The organism is Flavobacteriales bacterium (genome assembly GCA_025210295.1).
Classification (GTDB): Bacteria; Bacteroidota; Bacteroidia; order Flavobacteriales_D; family Parvicellaceae; genus S010-51.
Window position 1 is genome coordinate 1 of record JAOASC010000044.1, and the last position, 17159, is coordinate 17159.

Consider the following 17159-nt stretch of genomic DNA (forward strand, 5'->3'; position numbering starts at 1 on the left):
CAGCCTATAAAGCAGCGCACGATGTTATCCCAACTGAAACACGTCCACAAGCCGAGATTGATAAGATCAATGAAATCTTAAAAAATCGTTCAGGTAAAGCCGAGTATCAAAAAATTATAGATAAAGCAGACGAGTTGTTTGCCGCAAAGAATTATGAGAAATCCAAAGGTTTATTTGAACGTGCCAAAGGATTAAATCCCGACGATAATTATCCACCACAAAAGATAGCCGAGATCGATAAAATACTAGCCGACTTAGCGGCTGCAAATGCCGATGCTGCTGCACAAAAAGCGTTACGAGATAAATACGACGGCTTAATGTCAAAAGCAGACGGATTAAGAGACTCTGAGGCTTATGAAGAAGCAAAAGCAGCCTATAAAGCAGCGCATGATGTTATCCCAACCGAAACACGTCCACAGGCCGAAATAGACAAGATTAATGTATTATTGAAAAAGTTAGCATCAAATACAGCTGAAGAACAATATAGAAAAATAGTATCAAAAGCAGATGAGTTATTTGAAGCTAAAAACTATGAGAAAGCAAAGGGGCTGTATGAACGCGCAAAAGGATTAAAACCATCTGATAACTATCCTCCAGCTCAAATTTCTAAAATAAATGACATTTTAGCTTCAATGGCATCCGCAGAAGAGTTAAACAAAAAATACCAAGAGTTTATTACAAAAGCTGACGATAAATTTGATGCTGAACAATATAAAGATGCCTTGAATAATTACCAATCTGCATTAAGTCTAAAGCCTAATGAAGCTTATCCTAAAAAACGAATAGAGGAAATCAAAAAACTATTAAATAAAAAAGAAGAGCCAGTAGCTACTGAACCTGGAGAAATACCTAAATATGTTTTTGCTGATTATGGAGAAGAGGTTTCAGATTTAGATGAAGCTACTGCTGATAATCTATTGCAAAACGCTCAGATTAATAAAGATGATAAGCGACAAGAACAAATGATTGATCGTAAAGAAAGAGAATTTGCAACTAAAGGTGAAGATGTGGAAGATCAACAAAATAAAACGGATGATTTAAATGAAGAGCTAACAGGTTTTGAAAATAAAATTAGTGAAGAGCGAGAGGCTTTAAATGAATATAGCAAGGAAAATATACCTGAGGTAGAAAATTATAAAATCGAAAAAGAAGAACAGGCTTTTGATAAGCAAGAATCATCAAAAGAATATACTTATGATATTGATGCAGCAAATGTTGATTTTAAAACAGAGCGAACACTTCAAAATATAGCATCAAGTGATAAGAGTAGGGAGAATGTTCCAGAAGTCGCAGCTTATAAAAATGAAAGAGCTAACGGGCAGTTTGATTATGACCTTGACAGGAAAGAAGTAACGTACGGTACATTCGAAGCAGGAGAGCGTTTGCAAAAAGATAGAACATTAGCTGAAATTGAAAGTAACACCAAGAGTAGAGAGAATGTTCCAGAAGTTGCAGCCTATAAAAATGAAAGAGCTAACGGGCAATTCAATAATGATCAAGCAGGAAAAGAGTCTACCTATGGTAACTATACTGAAAAAGAAAAGTTAATTGATCGTTTCGAAGAAATTTATGAGACATCAGATGTCCCACGAGAAGAAAATTCTGCTGAACTTGCTAATTATCAGAAAGAGCTGAATTTCCAAAGGTTTGAAACAAATGAGGGGGCAAAGGAAGAGACTTATACTAATGCAGATGCGCATGTTGAGTTTCATATTGTAGAACAAGAAAGAAGTACCGAAAATGTTGAGCGACAAATAGAAAATGCTCCTGAAGTTGATAAATATAAAGAAGCGTTAAGTCAAATAAACGTGTCAGAAACTCAAACAGCTCAAGATAAATCAGATGATGTTAATGAGGCGCATGAAAGTTTTGCTCAAAAAGAAGATGCTTTCCATGAGAGTATTAAAACGGTAAATGCTGATAATACCGAAGAAATCATGGCATATAAAGAAAGCAAATCAGCGATAGATAATAAAGAGTCTGAAACTGCTCAAAATAAGATCGATGATGGTATGGATGATATTGAACAAATCAAAGGTCAGAAATCAACTAAATTTAGTGATGCTAATCAAAATTACTTAGCAAGTCAATTTCCTGAAGGAGTAACAGAAAAGACTTTTCAAAGAAAAGATGCTAATGGAAATGTGGTAGAGGTTACCACTGTGAGAATTGTGGTGAAAGGAAATAAAGGAGATGAGTATAAAAAAGTGGCGTCTAGGTGGTCGACCAACTATTTTAAAAATGGAGTAGCCACTTCTGCTCAAGTTTGGGATACAGATACCAATTGATAAAGTCTGTTCAGAATTTTACCATATTGATGAGTGTAAAATTATTCACGTTATTGATAAAAAATAAGAATGAAAAAAGGCAGTAAAGTTCGTTTTTTAAATGAAGTTGGTGGAGGTGTTGTAGTAAACGTAATCTCTAATTTTAAGGTGTTGGTAGAAGACGAAAACGGTTTTGATATCGAATGTTTTATTAAAGATTTGGTGGAGGAAAAAAACACTAAAGATTATAAGTTGGATGGTATCGAACATAATTTAGCTGTGCAAGAAAAAGTAGCTTCTGAATCTAAAGAGAAACAGCTAGAAGATTTTTATCAAAAAACGAAAAGCTTAAATCGAATTGAGACCCCCGAAGAAATTGAGGTGGATTTACATATTGAAGAGTTGATAGAAACACACAAAGGAATGTCAAACTCTCAAATTTTGGAGGTTCAAATGGCTAATTTTCGAAGAGAACTAAATGTTGCGATTCGTAAAAAAGTTAAACGCTTAATTATTATTCATGGCGTAGGAGAAGGAACGCTCAAAGCAGCAATAAGAAATGAATTGTATGAGTCTTACCCATCTATTGAGCATCACGATGCGTCTTATCGAAAATATGGATATGGAGCTACAGAAATTTTAGTGTATACCTATCACTAAAATCATTTTGTCATAGTAGCTGTTTTTTTGTCAGATTTAAAGAGAAAAAAGTTTAAAAATCAAGTCAAATTGACTTCATTTTTATTTGGCATAAAATCTGTCAAAAGCCTTTTGAACTTAATTTAATATTTCAAAAAATAGATAAAACATGGGAATCAATGTAAAACCATTAGCAGATAGAGTTTTGATCGAACCAGCTGCTGCAGAGACAAAAACATCTGGAGGAATTATTATTCCTGATAATGCAAAAGAGAAGCCTCAAAGAGGAACTGTCTTAGCAACAGGAAATGAAAAGTTAACTTTTACAGTAAAAGAAGGAGATACAGTTTTATATGGTCAGTATAGTGGAACTGAGATTACGGTAGAGGGGAAGAACTATTTAATCATGAAAGAAAGCGATATATACGCAGTATTAGGATAATAACATTTAAGGGGATTCAAGTCTTTTTGTCTTGGAACTCTAAATCAGAATAAAAAAAATGGCAAAAGAAATTAAATTTGATATAGAAGCCAGAGATGGCTTAAAAAGAGGAGTTGATGCATTAGCAAATGCAGTAAAAGTAACGTTAGGACCTAAAGGGAGAAACGTTGTAATTGACCGTAAGTTTGGAGCTCCTCATGTAACTAAAGATGGTGTTACAGTAGCGAAAGAAATCGAATTGAAAGATCCTATCGAAAATATGGGAGCTCAAATGGTAAAAGAAGTTGCTGCAAAGACCAACGATTTAGCAGGTGATGGAACAACTACAGCAACAGTATTGGCTCAAGCAATTATCAATGCTGGGTTAAAAAATGTGGCTTCAGGAGCAAATCCTATGGACTTGAAAAGAGGAATGGATAAAGCTGTTGATGTTGTTATCGAAGAATTGAAAAAGTTATCTAAAGAAGTTGGTTCTGATAACGATTTAATTAAACAAGTAGCATCAATTTCAGCCAATAATGATGAAAAAATAGGTTCGTTAATTGCTGAAGCAATGAAAGTTGTAGGAAATGACGGAGTCATTACTGTTGAAGAGGCTAAAGGGACTGAAACTGAAGTGAAAACGGTAGAGGGGATGCAGTTTGATAGAGGATATCTTTCTCCTTATTTTGTAACAAATGCGGAAAAGATGACTACAGAATTCGATAACCCATCGATCTTAATAACAGATAAGAAAATATCTAATATCAATGAGTTGTTACCTGTATTAGAGCCTGTAGCTCAATCAGGAAAAGCATTGTTAATCATCGCAGAAGATGTTGATAGTGCAGCTTTATCTACTTTGGTTGTTAATAGAATTAAAGCAGGATTAAAAATTGCAGCTGTTAAAGCACCTGGTTTTGGTGATCGAAGAAAAGCAATGTTGCAAGATATTGCGATCTTAACTGGAGGAACTGTTATCTCAGAAGAACAAGGATATACGTTAGAAGGTGCAACTGTTGATATGCTAGGAACAGCAGAAAAAGTAGATATTGATAAAGACAATACTACTGTTGTTAACGGAGCAGGAGATAAAGAAGCGATTTTAGCTCGAACAAATCAAATTAAAGCACAAATAGAAACGACTACTTCAGAATATGATAAAGAGAAGTTGCAAGAGCGTTTAGCTAAGTTAGCTGGAGGTGTAGCTGTACTTTATGTAGGTGCTGCTACAGAAGTGGAGATGAAAGAGAAGAAAGATCGAGTTGATGATGCTTTAGCTGCAACAAGAGCTGCTGTAGAAGAAGGAATTATTCCAGGTGGTGGAGTCGCTTACATTAGAGCTTCGAATGCTTTGGAAGGATTAACTGGTCAAAATGATGATGAAACAACTGGTGTTGCAATAGTGAAAAGAGCTATTGAAGAGCCATTAAGACAAATTGTAGCCAATGCAGGAGGAGAAGGTGCTGTAATTGTTCAAAAAGTGAGAGAAGGAGCTAATGATTTTGGATATAATGCCAGAAAAGAGTCTTTCGAAAACTTATTGGAAGCTGGAGTTATTGATCCAACTAAAGTTGCTAGAACAGCATTAGAAAATGCTGCATCAGTAGCTTCGATGTTGTTAACGACTGAATGTGTAATTGCTGATGAAGAAGAAGAGCTTGGAGCACATGCACACCCACCAATGGGAGGAGGAATGCCAGGAATGATGTAAAACGAATAACAGGTTAGCATGGCTAACTTGTTTCCTCGGGCCGCTTTTCCTGTAGTGATACAGATAGAGCGGAACGTCTATATATAATAAAAACGCCACATTTCATTAGAGATGTGGCGTTTGTTTTATAGGTTGTTATTCTTCTGTTTCTTCTTCAATAATATCCGTAACACGATATTGCGTCTTCCCTTCTATGATTACAGGTTCATAGATAATCGAATTGTATTCATAGATAGTGTTTCCGTCCACTATCGTTGGTGTTAAGTCTTCAACAGGTAATTCTGGTACAATTGTGCCTAACTCTGGCGTTATGACTTCGTATTCATTGTTTACGCTTTTATAAAATAGTCCTCGGTAATAATACCTTTTCACTCCTCCTACAAGAACAATGCGATGTCCAGCAGGTAATGTGCGAACTCTAAACCCTCTTGGAGGGTATACCAAGACATAACGGTTGTTAATGTGACGATAATAATTCCCAGAATGAAAATGATATTTTCGATTACGATGCACAATTACTGTGTGTTTGGTAGGCATCGTTCTTAGTGTTCTTGGCGTTCGTTTTTTGACAACAACTACAGTCTTCCCATTGCGCTTTGCTTTATGGTGCTGGCGTCTTTGGCCATAGCTGATGTTAGTAATAAATAAAGAGAGTGTAATTAATAAAAGAGAAAAAAATAGATTACGCATAGCAAAAGTTTTTTAGTTTTATATAAGTAGGACTCCATAAAACTAAAAAGGTTTAATTAAGAAATTAAATTTCAATTCCTAATACACAAACATCATCTATTTGTTCAAAATCACCTTGCCATTCATAGAACGCTTCACTCAATGTGGTTTGCTGTTGTTGAATTGGAGTGCTTTGAATTGCAGAAACTAGTTTTTTTAGATTATTAGATTTAAATTTCTTTCCATACGTTCCTCCAAATTGGTCAATGTACCCATCAGAAAATAAATAGATGCGATCACCTTTTTGAAGTTTGATTTGTCGGAGGTCAAAAGGCTTTAAAGCTGTGGCATAATTTCCAATAGGTTGTTTGTTCCCTCTATATTCAATGATGGTATTGTCTTCTTTTTTTACAATCCAAATAGGATTGTTAGCGCCAGACCACTCAAGAAGTTGAGAAGTAGGGTTGAACACACCTAGCGAAATATCCATTCCGTCATTTAATGAAACTTCTGATGTGCTGAAACGCTGGATCACAATTTCTCTTGTTCGATCTAAGATATGGTGAGGGTGTGTATGACTTTCTTCTATGATGGCTTGTGTAAGAGCGTTGGAACAAACAAAACTGACCATAGCTCCAGGTACTCCATGGCCAGTACAATCTGCTACGGCGAAGTAAATGAGGTCGTTGTGTTGTTCTAACCAATAAAAATCACCAGAGACAATATCTTTAGGCTCGAAAAAAACAAAAGAGTTTTCAAAAATGGCGTTCATTTCAGCAGTAGTAGGGAGGATGGTAGACTGTAAGTGTTTAGCGTATTTTATTGAAGCTAAAATTTCCTTGTTTTTTACTTTTAGATCTTTTCTTTGTTGTTCAGCCTGTTCTTTTAATGCTAAGGTGGAATTAAAAATACCCGAAAATCGGTTCGCAAAAATAAGTCCCATGGATAATACAAATAATAAAGTGGTAATGTCTACTATCGTATTGTTGATCTCAACAATGTTTAAAAAGTTGAGCACTTTTAAAAGTAATACGCCATATAAGAGTGCTAATGAGATACTAGTGAATATATTGTTGGTTTCTTTACTTTTAATCACTTGCGTAAATACTAACATGACATAGATCATAGAGAGGACTAGGGTGATGATATTGCTCACGGCGACATAAGAAAAGATGTGCGGCGGGAAAAATAAAATAAGAATAAGTGCAAGAGCATTGATTGTTAAAACAGTGCGTTGCATCAGTTTGATATTCTGTTTGGGAAATAATGTGGAGATGTATATGATGAAAAAAGAAACGGCAACAATCATTGCGCTATATTCTATTCGAAGTGCCAATTCCCAATCAAAGGTTTTCCAAATTGAAAAAAACACTTTCTCATCTCTAAATGATGTCCATAAGCCAAATACTAAAGAGAAACCAAAGAAATAGAGTAAAGATTGGTCGCGTTTCCATAAAATATACATGCTGAGGAGAAAAATGCCCAATATAAATAAGCCTCCAATAATAATCGCGTCAATAGACATGTAAAACTCTCTATCTTTAATCATTTTTTCGTAGTCACCAATGGTAATGCTTGATGCGAATCCTGCATTTCGATGTCCGAAGTTGGCCACAACAAAAGTTAAATTAAAGGTCGATTTTGGGGGGTGAATAGGGAGTAAAAATGGACTCCAGTCAGCTTTTTGTTGAGTGGGGCTTTTACTCGGTTTCCCTTGTTCATGAACTAGAGAATCGTCGAGATACAGACGATAAGAATTGTGAATGTTATTAATTCTTAAGGCTAACTTACTTTGGGTTGGAGGCAACTTTATTTGAACTCTATAACAAGCTTGTCCAAAAGTAGGGAAACTCCCATTTTTTTTGTGATTCCAAAATCCAGGTACTGAAATAGTTTGAGTAGCATTAAATTCTTCAAAGTCAGTATTCCAACTAAAAAGCCAAGCGCCATCAAGCGGGTACGTTTGGTCTTCAAATTTTTGGTCACTTAAGTCAATAGAGCCATCAATGACCTTGTTCGCAAATAATGAATGACTGAGGATAATCAATAGTATGAAAAGTGGGCGTCTCACATCCGAAAATTAAGAATTAATTTCTAATTAAAAATGATTTGAAGTATAAAATAGTTGTTAAAAAAAATCCTTTCTAAACATTTTAGAAAGGATTTGAGATACTGAATTGTTAATGGGAGTTATACTACAACATTAATAATTCGTTTAGGAACAATAATAATTTTCTTAGGGTCTTTACCACCTAAATATCCTGCTGTTTTTTCATGTGCAAAAAGCGCTTTTTCGATATCGTCTTTCCCCATTTCAATAGGTAAGTCTAGTTTAAAACGCATTTTTCCATTAAAAGAAACAGGGTAAGAAAAATTACTTTCTATAATGTGTTGTTCATTAAATTCAGGCCATGGTGCTGTGGTTACACTTGTGTTATTCCCTAAACGCTCCCACAGTTCCTCAGTAATATGTGGAGCAAAAGGAGAAATTAAAACAACTAACTCACTCAAGATTGTTTTGTTTTTACATTTTTGAGCACCTAATTCATTTACAGCAATCATAAAAGTACTAATCACGGTATTGAAAGAATATCGCTCAATGTCCTCTGTTACTTTTTTAATCGTTTTATGTAAGGTTTTTAGCGCATCTTTTGTCGCTTCCCCCTCATCAAAAACATTGTCTTGTGGAAATAGACGCCATAATTTTTTTAAGAAATTATTGACTCCATTAATTCCTTGAGTATCCCAAGGTTTAGCTTGTTCCAATGGACCTAAAAACATTTCGTAACAACGCAATGAATCTGCTCCATATTGCTCACATAAGTCATCTGGAGTTTGTACGTTGTATTTCGACTTTGACATTTTTTCAATTTCATGCCCGCAGATATATTTTCCATCTTCTAATACAAATTCTGCATCTTTTAAGAAACTAAATAAAGGGTCTTTAGATGCTGCTTCAATGTTTAAGAGGTCATTTTCTACGTACTTAATATCGATGTGTAACTTTTGAGTTTTATATTCCTTTCTTAACCCTTTAGAAACAATTTTGTTTTCATCTTTTACTTTGTAAACAAAACTACTTCTCCCCAAAATCATTCCTTGGTTAATCAACTTTTTAAAAGGTTCATCAAAACCAATAAACCCTTTGTCGTATAAGAACTTCGTCCAAAAACGAGAATATAACAGATGTCCTGTAGCGTGTTCAGAACCTCCGATATATAAATCAACTTGGTTCCAATAATCTGCTTTTTCTTTGCTTACAAATTCATTTTCGTTTTTAGGATCCATATAGCGTAGGAAATACCAAGAACTTCCAGCCCAACCAGGCATAGTGTTGTATTCCATACGGTCCCCCTCAAAAATATTCCACGCCTCTTTTTGTGCTCTGGCCAACGGAGGCTCTCCATCTTCAGTAGGTAAATAAGCATCAACTTCAGGTAACGTAACAGGTAGTTGATTATCTTCTAAAACGTAAGGAATATCGTTTTTATAATAAACAGGGAATGGCTCACCCCAATAACGTTGACGACTAAATATCGCTTCTCTTAAACGGTAATTTGTTTGTCCTTTTCCTAAACCTCTTTTTTCTATTTCATAAATTGCTGTCCCAATTCCTTTTTTAGCAGTTAAACCATTTAAGAAATCAGAATTCACCAACTTTACAGATTTTTCAGTGTAAGCGCCCTCAGAAATATCAGCCCCTTCAAAAATATTTGGAATAGGAATATTAAAATGATTGGCAAAGTCCCAGTCTCTCTGATCTCCTGCAGGTACAGCCATTACAGCACCAGTACCATAAGTGGCTAGTACATAATCACCAATCCATATTTGAACTTTTTCACCAGTAAAAGGATGAATAGCATAAGCGCCTGTAAATTCTCCAGTAATATTTTTAACATCTGCTTGCCTATCTCTTTCCGATTTAGCAGCAGCTGTTTTTTGATAAGCTTCTACTTTTTCTTTGTATTCTTCAGTTGTGATTTTAGCAACCAGTTCATGTTCGGGAGCCAACACCATAAAGGTTACGCCAAAAATAGTGTCAGGTCGTGTCGTAAAGACCTCAATTTGATCATCAAATCCATCAATATTAAAAAAGACACTTGCCCCTTTCGATTTTCCTATCCAATTGCGTTGTTGTTCTTTTAAAGCATCAGAAAAATCAATTTGATCTAAACCAGTAAGTAAACGTTCAGCATAAGCAGTAATACGCATGCTCCATTGGCGCATTAGTTTTTGTTCAACAGGATGTCCTCCACGTTCAGAAACACCGTCTTTAATTTCGTCATTGGCCAAAACAGTTCCCAACTCAGGACACCAGTTTACCCAAGAGTCAGCTAAATAAGTCAAACGATAGTTCATTAACGTTTGTTGCTGTTTTTTTTCATCCCAACTGTTCCATTCATCAGCAGTAAAAATAGGCGTCTCATCACAAGCTGCATCAACGTTATGGTTACCTTCTTGCTCAAACGTTGCAATTAATGTCGAAATATCCTCAGCTTTGTCAGAGGTGTTGTTATACCAGGAATTAAAGATTTGTTTAAAAATCCATTGGGTCCATTGGTAATAATCAGGACTAGAAGTTCGAACCTCTCGATCCCAATCAAACGCAAAACCAATTTTATCTAACTGTTGTCTATAACGTGCAATGTTTTGTGCTGTCGTAATTGCAGGATGTTGCCCTGTTTTAATTGCATATTGTTCCGCTGGTAAACCAAAAGAGTCATACCCAGATGGGTGTAATACGTTAAATCCTCTGTTCTTTTTATAACGAGCCATAATGTCAGAAGCAATATAGCCCAATGGGTGACCTACATGCAGTCCTGCACCAGAAGGGTATGGAAACATATCTAAAGCATAAAACTTCTCTTTAGTGTCATCTTCAGTTGCTTTGTAAGTTTTGTTTTCAGCCCAAAACTTTTGCCATTTTTGTTCTATTGAATTATGGTTGTATTCGCTCATTATATTGTTTTTAATCTGGCGCGAATTTACAAAAATCTTTATGTTCTATCCTAGCGTTTAATACTGGAAGTTTTGGTGATGGTATTATAAACAAAAAAAAGCTCTACAAGAGAGCTTTAAAAAGGTGCTGGTAACTAAAGAATATTAAGTGTGTCATGAAAAAGTTATAAGTCTATTCTTTTGATTTGCAACACCTTTTTTTTGTCTTTAAGACGTTGTTGTTGGTATTTAAAAGGTCGGTTTATAAAATCATTGTCTTTTTAACTTCAAGGTTGTCAATTTGGATAAAGTAAACTCCTGTTTCTAAGTTAGAGAAAGTCACTTCAGAGTCAATTTGTCCAGTAATTTGTTTGACAACCTGTCCAAAAGAGTTGATTAATGAAATGTTATTATAAGTTTCTGTAATGTTTTTAATTGTAATGCTTTGGTTAGCTGTTGCAATTTCTACGTTGTTTTTATGGCTTTCTACAGCTTTGATTTCAGAATAAGTATAGTCACCATTGTAATCCGTTTGTTTTAATCTGTAGTAGCTTACTCCACTAGTTAAGTTATCATCTTGAGTAGAGTAGTTGATTGTTTCAACTGAAAAACCAGCTCCATCTACCATTGTTACTACTTCCCAATTCTCTAAGTCATCTGATTTTTCAATAGTAAAGAAATCATTGTTTAATTCAGAAGCAGTAGCCCATGATAAGTTAGTAGCGTTTAATGAATGGTCTAATTGAGCATCAAAACTTAATAATTCAATTGGTAGTGGACTAAATGTATTAATAGTAATGCTATAAGAATAAATACATAATGGGTCAGCTCCAGCGTCGTCTCCAGCTTGAATAGTCCAAGTTCCTGTTGCAAATTCGTTTGCAAAATCATTTAAGTTTCCTCCTTTTGGTCTAAACGTTCCAGATACTGGTGCTCCAGTTGGTCTAGCATTTGCAAAATTTGAGAAAGTTACTGTAGCTATAGGTGCACTCGCTCCTCCAGTCCATGTGTCATCGTTTGCTAAAACAACGCTTGTTCCTGTTGGGCTAATAACTCTAAAAGTTGTTTCTCCATGGTATGCATAACCACCTCTAGGATTTCCGCAAGAACCATCTGTTTTGCGAAATTGAATGGTTACGTTTACTGAAGCTATTCTCTCAGAAGCAGGGAAGTCTGTTCCTGCGATAAATTCAATGTCGTCGAATGAAACAGCGTAATCTCCTGTTCCGTCTATAGTGTATGCCGAAGCAAATGTATGTTCTTTAGTAATAGATGTAGAAAATGCTACTTGTACTGCGAATAAAAATGCGATTAATGTTGATACTGTTTTCATGACTTTTAATTTTTACGATTAATTATTTGATTGTGGAATAATGGATAATCGTACCAAAAGTCGGAAATCCTTTAAAACTGGGTGTTTATACCTAATGGGTAAGTGTTTAGGCGTTTCAAAATGGGAAAGAATTCTACGAATGGGAAGCTCGATAGGTCTAAATACGAATCAAAAATAGGTATTTATACCTAAAATAAATGTTGAATATAGGTTTATAAGCTCATCAGGGATTTGAATTTAGAGGATTGTCTTCTCGATACCTCTATATATTCATTAGCTCTTAATGTAATTCTTAAAGTCCCACTAAACCAATTTTCGATATTGCTAATGTGTTTAAGGTTAACGATGTTTTTTCTATTGGCTCTAAAGAAGTGAGCATTGTCCAATTTTTCTTCCAATAAGTTGAGAGATTTCAAAATCAAAGGTTTTTCATCATTAAAAAATACGCGAATATAGTTTCCTTCCGATTCAAAGTATCGAATGTCCTTTAAGGTAACAAACCAGCATTTTTCACCATCTTTTAAAAAGATTTGATGTTCTAACCCTAGTTTTTCTTTCGGCAAACTTTCTTGTGAGCGTTGTGAAAAGTCTTCAATAAGCGGGGTCAATACTTTCTTTAATTTTTCAGGGTCTACAGGTTTTGTAATATATCCTATAGCGTTTACATCAAAAGCTTTTAAAGCATAGTCGTTGTATGCTGTTACAAAGATTACTTTGGGAACTTTGTCTAAAGCAGCTAGTAAATCAAAACCGTTTTTTTCAGGCATTTCGATGTCTAAGAAAATTAAATCAGGTTGGTTCTTCTCGATGCTTTTTATGGCGTCATCAGCATTGCTACATTCCGCTATGACTTCGATTTCAGGGTAGCTGCTCAATAAAGAATTCATTTCCTTACGTGCTAAACGTTCATCGTCTATTATGATAACTTTCATTTTGAGTTAGAGTTTAAAGGGATTTTGATGGAGGCAACAACTAAACCATCAGTATTAGAAATGCCTAAGAAATGTTCTGGGTAGATTAAGTCCAATCGTTTTTTTATATTGGTTAAACCAATTCCAGTATCACTTTTTTTATGAGGGTCATAGAACCCGTCGTTTGCTATTTCAATATTAAGAAATTTGTTGGAGTTGTTAATTGTTATTGACACAGTTCCCCCTTTGGCCAATTGGCTAATACCATGTTTTATAGCGTTTTCAACAAATGTTTGAATAAGCAAGGGAGGAATCATTATTCGTAAAGCGTCACCGCTTATATCTTTATGAATATTGAGGCGCTCTTCAAATCTCACTTTTTCTAATTGTAAATAATCACTAACAATTTTTAACTCATCTTCAACTGTAATAAATTGTTCTTGCCCTAATACAAGAGTATTTCGAAGTACATTGCTCAATTGAGTAATGGATTTTTTGGCGATAATAGGGTCTTCGTCGATCAACGCTCTTATGCTATTTAGTGCATTAAACATAAAGTGCGGGTTCAGTTGGTTTTTTAAAACATTCAATTCCATGTCTTTTTGAACGCTTAGTAGTCTAAGGTTGTTCAGTTCTTGTTTTCTACTATTCTGTATAAAGAAATAAGTAGAGTAGGCAATGGCCCACATAAAAAAGATAATAAAATTGCTAAGAATTTGACTAAGAATTTCTGGAATTGAAAAATCAACTGCCAACGAAAATACAATGAGTCCAAGAATAATGTATAGGTAAAATCCAATAGCAAGAATGCCAGACCAACCTAAAAAATGAAGGACCATTTTAGAGAATGATTTCCTCAATAAGTTTTTACGAAGAATAATAAGACGAAATAACGAAGTAATCAAAATACTTCCGATGAAAATTAAGCTGGAACTTACGGCTGTTTTAAAACTTAATGTTTGCGTTGAAATTAGTTCTCCAATAATCCCTAAGAAAAGAAGAATGCCCCACCCAACAAATTGAAAAATCCAAAAAATGGGCTTAGGGGAAAATTTTGTTACTTCTTTGTTCATTCTTTCAAATATAAGAGTTTTTGGTTTTATTTTTATATCTTGGTATCATGAAAAGAGGTGTTGTTAGTGTTGTCTTCATCATGTTATGTTGGTACGTAGGAGCCCAAACAGTGGGAATTAATACAACTGGAGCTGTTCCTGCAACTTCGGCAATGTTAGATGTTTCGGCAACAAATAAAGGGGTGTTGATCCCTCGAGTTGATATTGCTGATTTGAGTACAGCTGCACCAGTAGCTGCACCAGTAACAAGTTTATTGGTTTACAATACCAATGCCACAACAGGTCAAGGATATTATTATTGGGATGGTACAGCTTGGATTCAATTAATTGATGCAGCGACGACTTTAGAAGATCATGATTGGTATGAAGTAGGTGGGACAACCCAGCCTGATAATATTAATGATGCTATTTATACGCAAGGAAATGTTGGGATAGGAACAGTTACGCCTAGTGTAAAATTGGCGGTATGGGATAATACAAGTCCTGCTATTCATTTGAGACGCGATGCAACTAACGAGTGGTATTTTACAGCCACACCAACAGGTAACGATCGTTTAGGAATTAGAGCTGGAGGTAATGCAGATGCTAACGAACAAGTAACGATCTTAACATCTGGAAATGTAGGAATAGGAACAATTACTCCTAATGCTAAATTGAACGTGTTTACTCAAATAGCAGGTACAGGTTTTACGCCAAGTGCGCAAGCAGATGAGATCTCAATTGAAAATAATTCCAATGCCGGCTTGTCAATTGGAACAGAGAATAATGGTAATTTCTATGTAGGGAATTCGACAACAAATAATTTAGGGCAATTAACATATAACACCTTAGATAATAGTTGGCGTATTGCTACTAATACAACAGAAAAAGTAAGGGTTTTAGCTAATGGTAAAGTTGGAATTGGGGTAACTGTTCCTAGGGGTAGACTAGAAATAAATCACGATGTGTCTAGTGAATATTCAGCAGTTTTGTTTAATACTCAAGATGTCGCAGGAAACGGGTTATTAATAGAATCAAATGGAGGATCAGATGATGATACATTGATTTATGCAATAGGAGACTTAAATGGAACACCAACAGATAAATTCATTTTGCTAGGTGACGGAAGAGTAGGAGTAAATCAAGGGAATCCTAACGCAGAAACAAAATTGGATGTGAATGGTTATCATATAGGACAAGTTTTTTCGTTCTCAGCTTATTCTACAAATACTGTTAATGATTATTCTAACGGTAGTTTGGCTTTTACCGAAATTGAAGATAATCATAGTAATTATAATGGTACTGAATATACCGCTCCAATCGATGGCTTATATTTCTTTTCTACTAATGTTAATTTCTTTGGTGGGGATGGTAATGATGATTCTCAATTTATAAGGTTTTTACAAAACAATACTACTGCAGTGAACCCTATGTTGATAAATCCTGAATATTTCTCAATTGCTGGTGTTGAAATGGTGATTTCAAACACTTGTTTAGTCCGTTTAAGTGCAGGAGATACAATTGAAGTAGAAATTACAGGCGTTGATGGTGGTTCACCTGTCTCTGATTATTCTAGAAGAAGTTTTATGGGATACTTTGTAAGTAAATAGTAAAGCGTGAAGTATATATATTTGATGATATTGATAGGAGGGCTGGGAAGAATGTTTGCTCAGACTGTAGGAATAAATACTACTGGGGCTGTTCCAGCAACATCAGCAATGTTAGATGTCTCAGCTACAAACAAAGGACTGCTTATTCCCAGAGTTGATATTGCTGATTTGAGTACTGCTGCACCAGTAGCATCGCCAGTAACAAGTTTGTTGGTGTACAATACTAATGGTACAACCGGCGAAGGGTATTACTACTGGGATGGTACAGCTTGGGTTCAATTAATAGATGCAACCACGACATTAGATGATCATGATTGGTATGAGGAATCGACAACAATAGCTCCTGATGCAATAACCGATGATATTTATACAGAAGGAAGAGTTAGGATTTCAACACCAAATTATCCGCCATTAAAATCAGAGAGAACATCAACAGGAACTTCTAGTTTGGCTGGTGTAATCCAAGTCAATCAACAAACAACGGCTGATATGGTAGATGGTTTTGGTGTACGAATGGATTTTACTATTGAAGATAATGCTGGAGTGCAAAATGAAATCGCCCATGTTGGAGCAGTAAGAGATGGTGCGGATAACTCAGGACGTTTGCAGTTTTGGACAGAAAATGGTGGAGTAGATGGTGTAAAGATGGCTATCGACCCAGATGGAGATATTGGTTTTGGAACAACTGCCCCTGTTGGAGCGTTTCATTTCTACCGAAACGGAATAGGGAATCACGTATTGATTGAAAATACAGGTTCAGCAGGTGGGAATTCTTATTTGATTTTAAAAGATGATGATTCTAATCCAGGAGCAAAATCGTATGGAATAAAATCAGGAACAGACCGAATGGATGTTACGTTAGCTAATGATGCTGGTACATCAACGGTATCGGTTTTAGAGACTTTTCTGGCTAATGGAAATATTGGAATGGGAGTTACCAATCCCTTAGAAAAATTAGATGTTAATGGAGATATATACTTGAGAGGTGATGATATGTATTTCTCTCACGATGCTGCAACGGATGCTAATAATGATTATGTTCGCTTTGATGATATTAATACATTAAACTTTGGAGGAGCATCTATCTTTAGTTTTCATGCAGACCGACCAAGAGGAGAAGATTGGAGTACCCCAACAGGATCGATTAGTTTTGATGGAGCTTATGCAACAGGTAGAATAGGAATGAATACAACCAATCCACAAGCTTCCTTAGATATTGAAAATGGTTATGCTGTTTCAGATCGTTTTTGGTATAGAGATTATGTGGTGAGTAATACCAATACTGCTGCTGTTTTAGACAGAGATGGCAATCCTTTGCCAACTAATTTTGTTGGTCTTTTATTTTGTTCTGTTACAAGTACCAACGCTTTTGGAACCTCTTATTGGATGGTTAAAAGATGGTCGAATGGAACGGTAAGTTTAGAAAGAATTGCCTCTTTTGGCTCAACCACAAGTAATACCCCAGAAATATATGATGATGCAGGTACAATTCGTATAAGGTTGTATAACCACCCTAACGATTATACCGTTAGAGTTCGAACTGAACAGCTGTGGTAAACGATAGCTTGTTGATAATTGTTCATTTCTAAGGAAAATATTTGGTGT

At 35.3% G+C, this 17159-nt stretch carries 12 protein-coding genes; 6 read left to right on the forward strand and 6 right to left on the reverse strand.

Annotation, left to right across the window (positions count from 1 at the left end):
* From N4A35_12950 to groL, 4 genes are all read left to right on the forward strand, one after another.
* Positions 1 to 2288, forward strand: a 2288-nt coding sequence (locus tag N4A35_12950) for a hypothetical protein (GenBank protein ID MCT4582314.1), incomplete at its 5' end; no start/stop codon positions are given.
* 69 nt (positions 2289 to 2357) lie between these two features.
* Positions 2358 to 2927 carry a hypothetical protein gene (locus tag N4A35_12955; protein ID MCT4582315.1) on the forward strand — a complete coding sequence of 190 codons (570 nt, stop codon included), beginning with the start codon at positions 2358 to 2360 and terminating at the stop codon, positions 2925 to 2927.
* 148 nt (positions 2928 to 3075) lie between these two features.
* Positions 3076 to 3348: a co-chaperone GroES gene (locus N4A35_12960; protein MCT4582316.1), complete on the forward strand. Its 273-nt coding sequence runs from the start codon at positions 3076 to 3078 to the stop codon at positions 3346 to 3348.
* 58 nt (positions 3349 to 3406) lie between these two features.
* Positions 3407 to 5041, forward strand: a complete 1635-nt coding sequence (gene groL / locus N4A35_12965) for a chaperonin GroEL (protein MCT4582317.1) — start codon at positions 3407 to 3409, stop codon at positions 5039 to 5041.
* A gap of 135 nt (positions 5042 to 5176) precedes the next feature.
* Here groL and N4A35_12970 read toward each other — a convergent pair whose 3' ends face one another.
* The 6 genes from N4A35_12970 to N4A35_12995 all read right to left on the reverse strand — a co-directional run bounded on the left by N4A35_12970 (position 5177) and on the right by N4A35_12995 (position 13965).
* Positions 5177 to 5731, reverse strand: a complete 555-nt coding sequence (locus N4A35_12970) for a DUF6515 family protein (GenBank protein ID MCT4582318.1) — start codon at positions 5729 to 5731, stop codon at positions 5177 to 5179.
* A 64-nt stretch (positions 5732 to 5795) separates the two neighbouring features.
* Positions 5796 to 7781: a SpoIIE family protein phosphatase gene (locus tag N4A35_12975; GenBank protein ID MCT4582319.1), complete on the reverse strand. Its 1986-nt coding sequence runs from the start codon at positions 7779 to 7781 to the stop codon at positions 5796 to 5798.
* A gap of 119 nt (positions 7782 to 7900) precedes the next feature.
* On the reverse strand, positions 7901 to 10669 hold the full coding sequence (gene leuS / locus N4A35_12980) for a leucine--tRNA ligase (GenBank protein ID MCT4582320.1): 2769 nt from the start codon (positions 10667 to 10669) through the stop codon (positions 7901 to 7903).
* A 241-nt stretch (positions 10670 to 10910) separates the two neighbouring features.
* Positions 10911 to 11981: a T9SS type A sorting domain-containing protein gene (locus N4A35_12985; protein MCT4582321.1), complete on the reverse strand. Its 1071-nt coding sequence runs from the start codon at positions 11979 to 11981 to the stop codon at positions 10911 to 10913.
* A gap of 212 nt (positions 11982 to 12193) precedes the next feature.
* On the reverse strand, positions 12194 to 12913 hold the full coding sequence (locus tag N4A35_12990; GenBank protein ID MCT4582322.1) for a LytTR family DNA-binding domain-containing protein: 720 nt from the start codon (positions 12911 to 12913) through the stop codon (positions 12194 to 12196).
* Positions 12910 to 13965, reverse strand: coding sequence for a histidine kinase (locus N4A35_12995; GenBank protein ID MCT4582323.1), 1056 nt, complete (start codon positions 13963 to 13965; stop codon positions 12910 to 12912). The genes N4A35_12990 and N4A35_12995 overlap by 4 nt, the downstream gene beginning before the upstream one ends.
* Before the next feature lie 47 nt (positions 13966 to 14012).
* On the opposite strand from N4A35_12995, the gene N4A35_13000 reads away from it, so the two are divergent.
* Positions 14013 to 15554, forward strand: coding sequence for a hypothetical protein (locus N4A35_13000; GenBank protein ID MCT4582324.1), 1542 nt, complete (start codon positions 14013 to 14015; stop codon positions 15552 to 15554).
* A gap of 6 nt (positions 15555 to 15560) precedes the next feature.
* The gene (locus N4A35_13005) at positions 15561 to 17111 is read left to right on the forward strand and encodes a hypothetical protein (protein ID MCT4582325.1); all 1551 of its coding nucleotides are present in this window, start codon (positions 15561 to 15563) and stop codon (positions 17109 to 17111) included.
* The last annotated feature ends 48 nt before the right edge of the window (positions 17112 to 17159 follow it).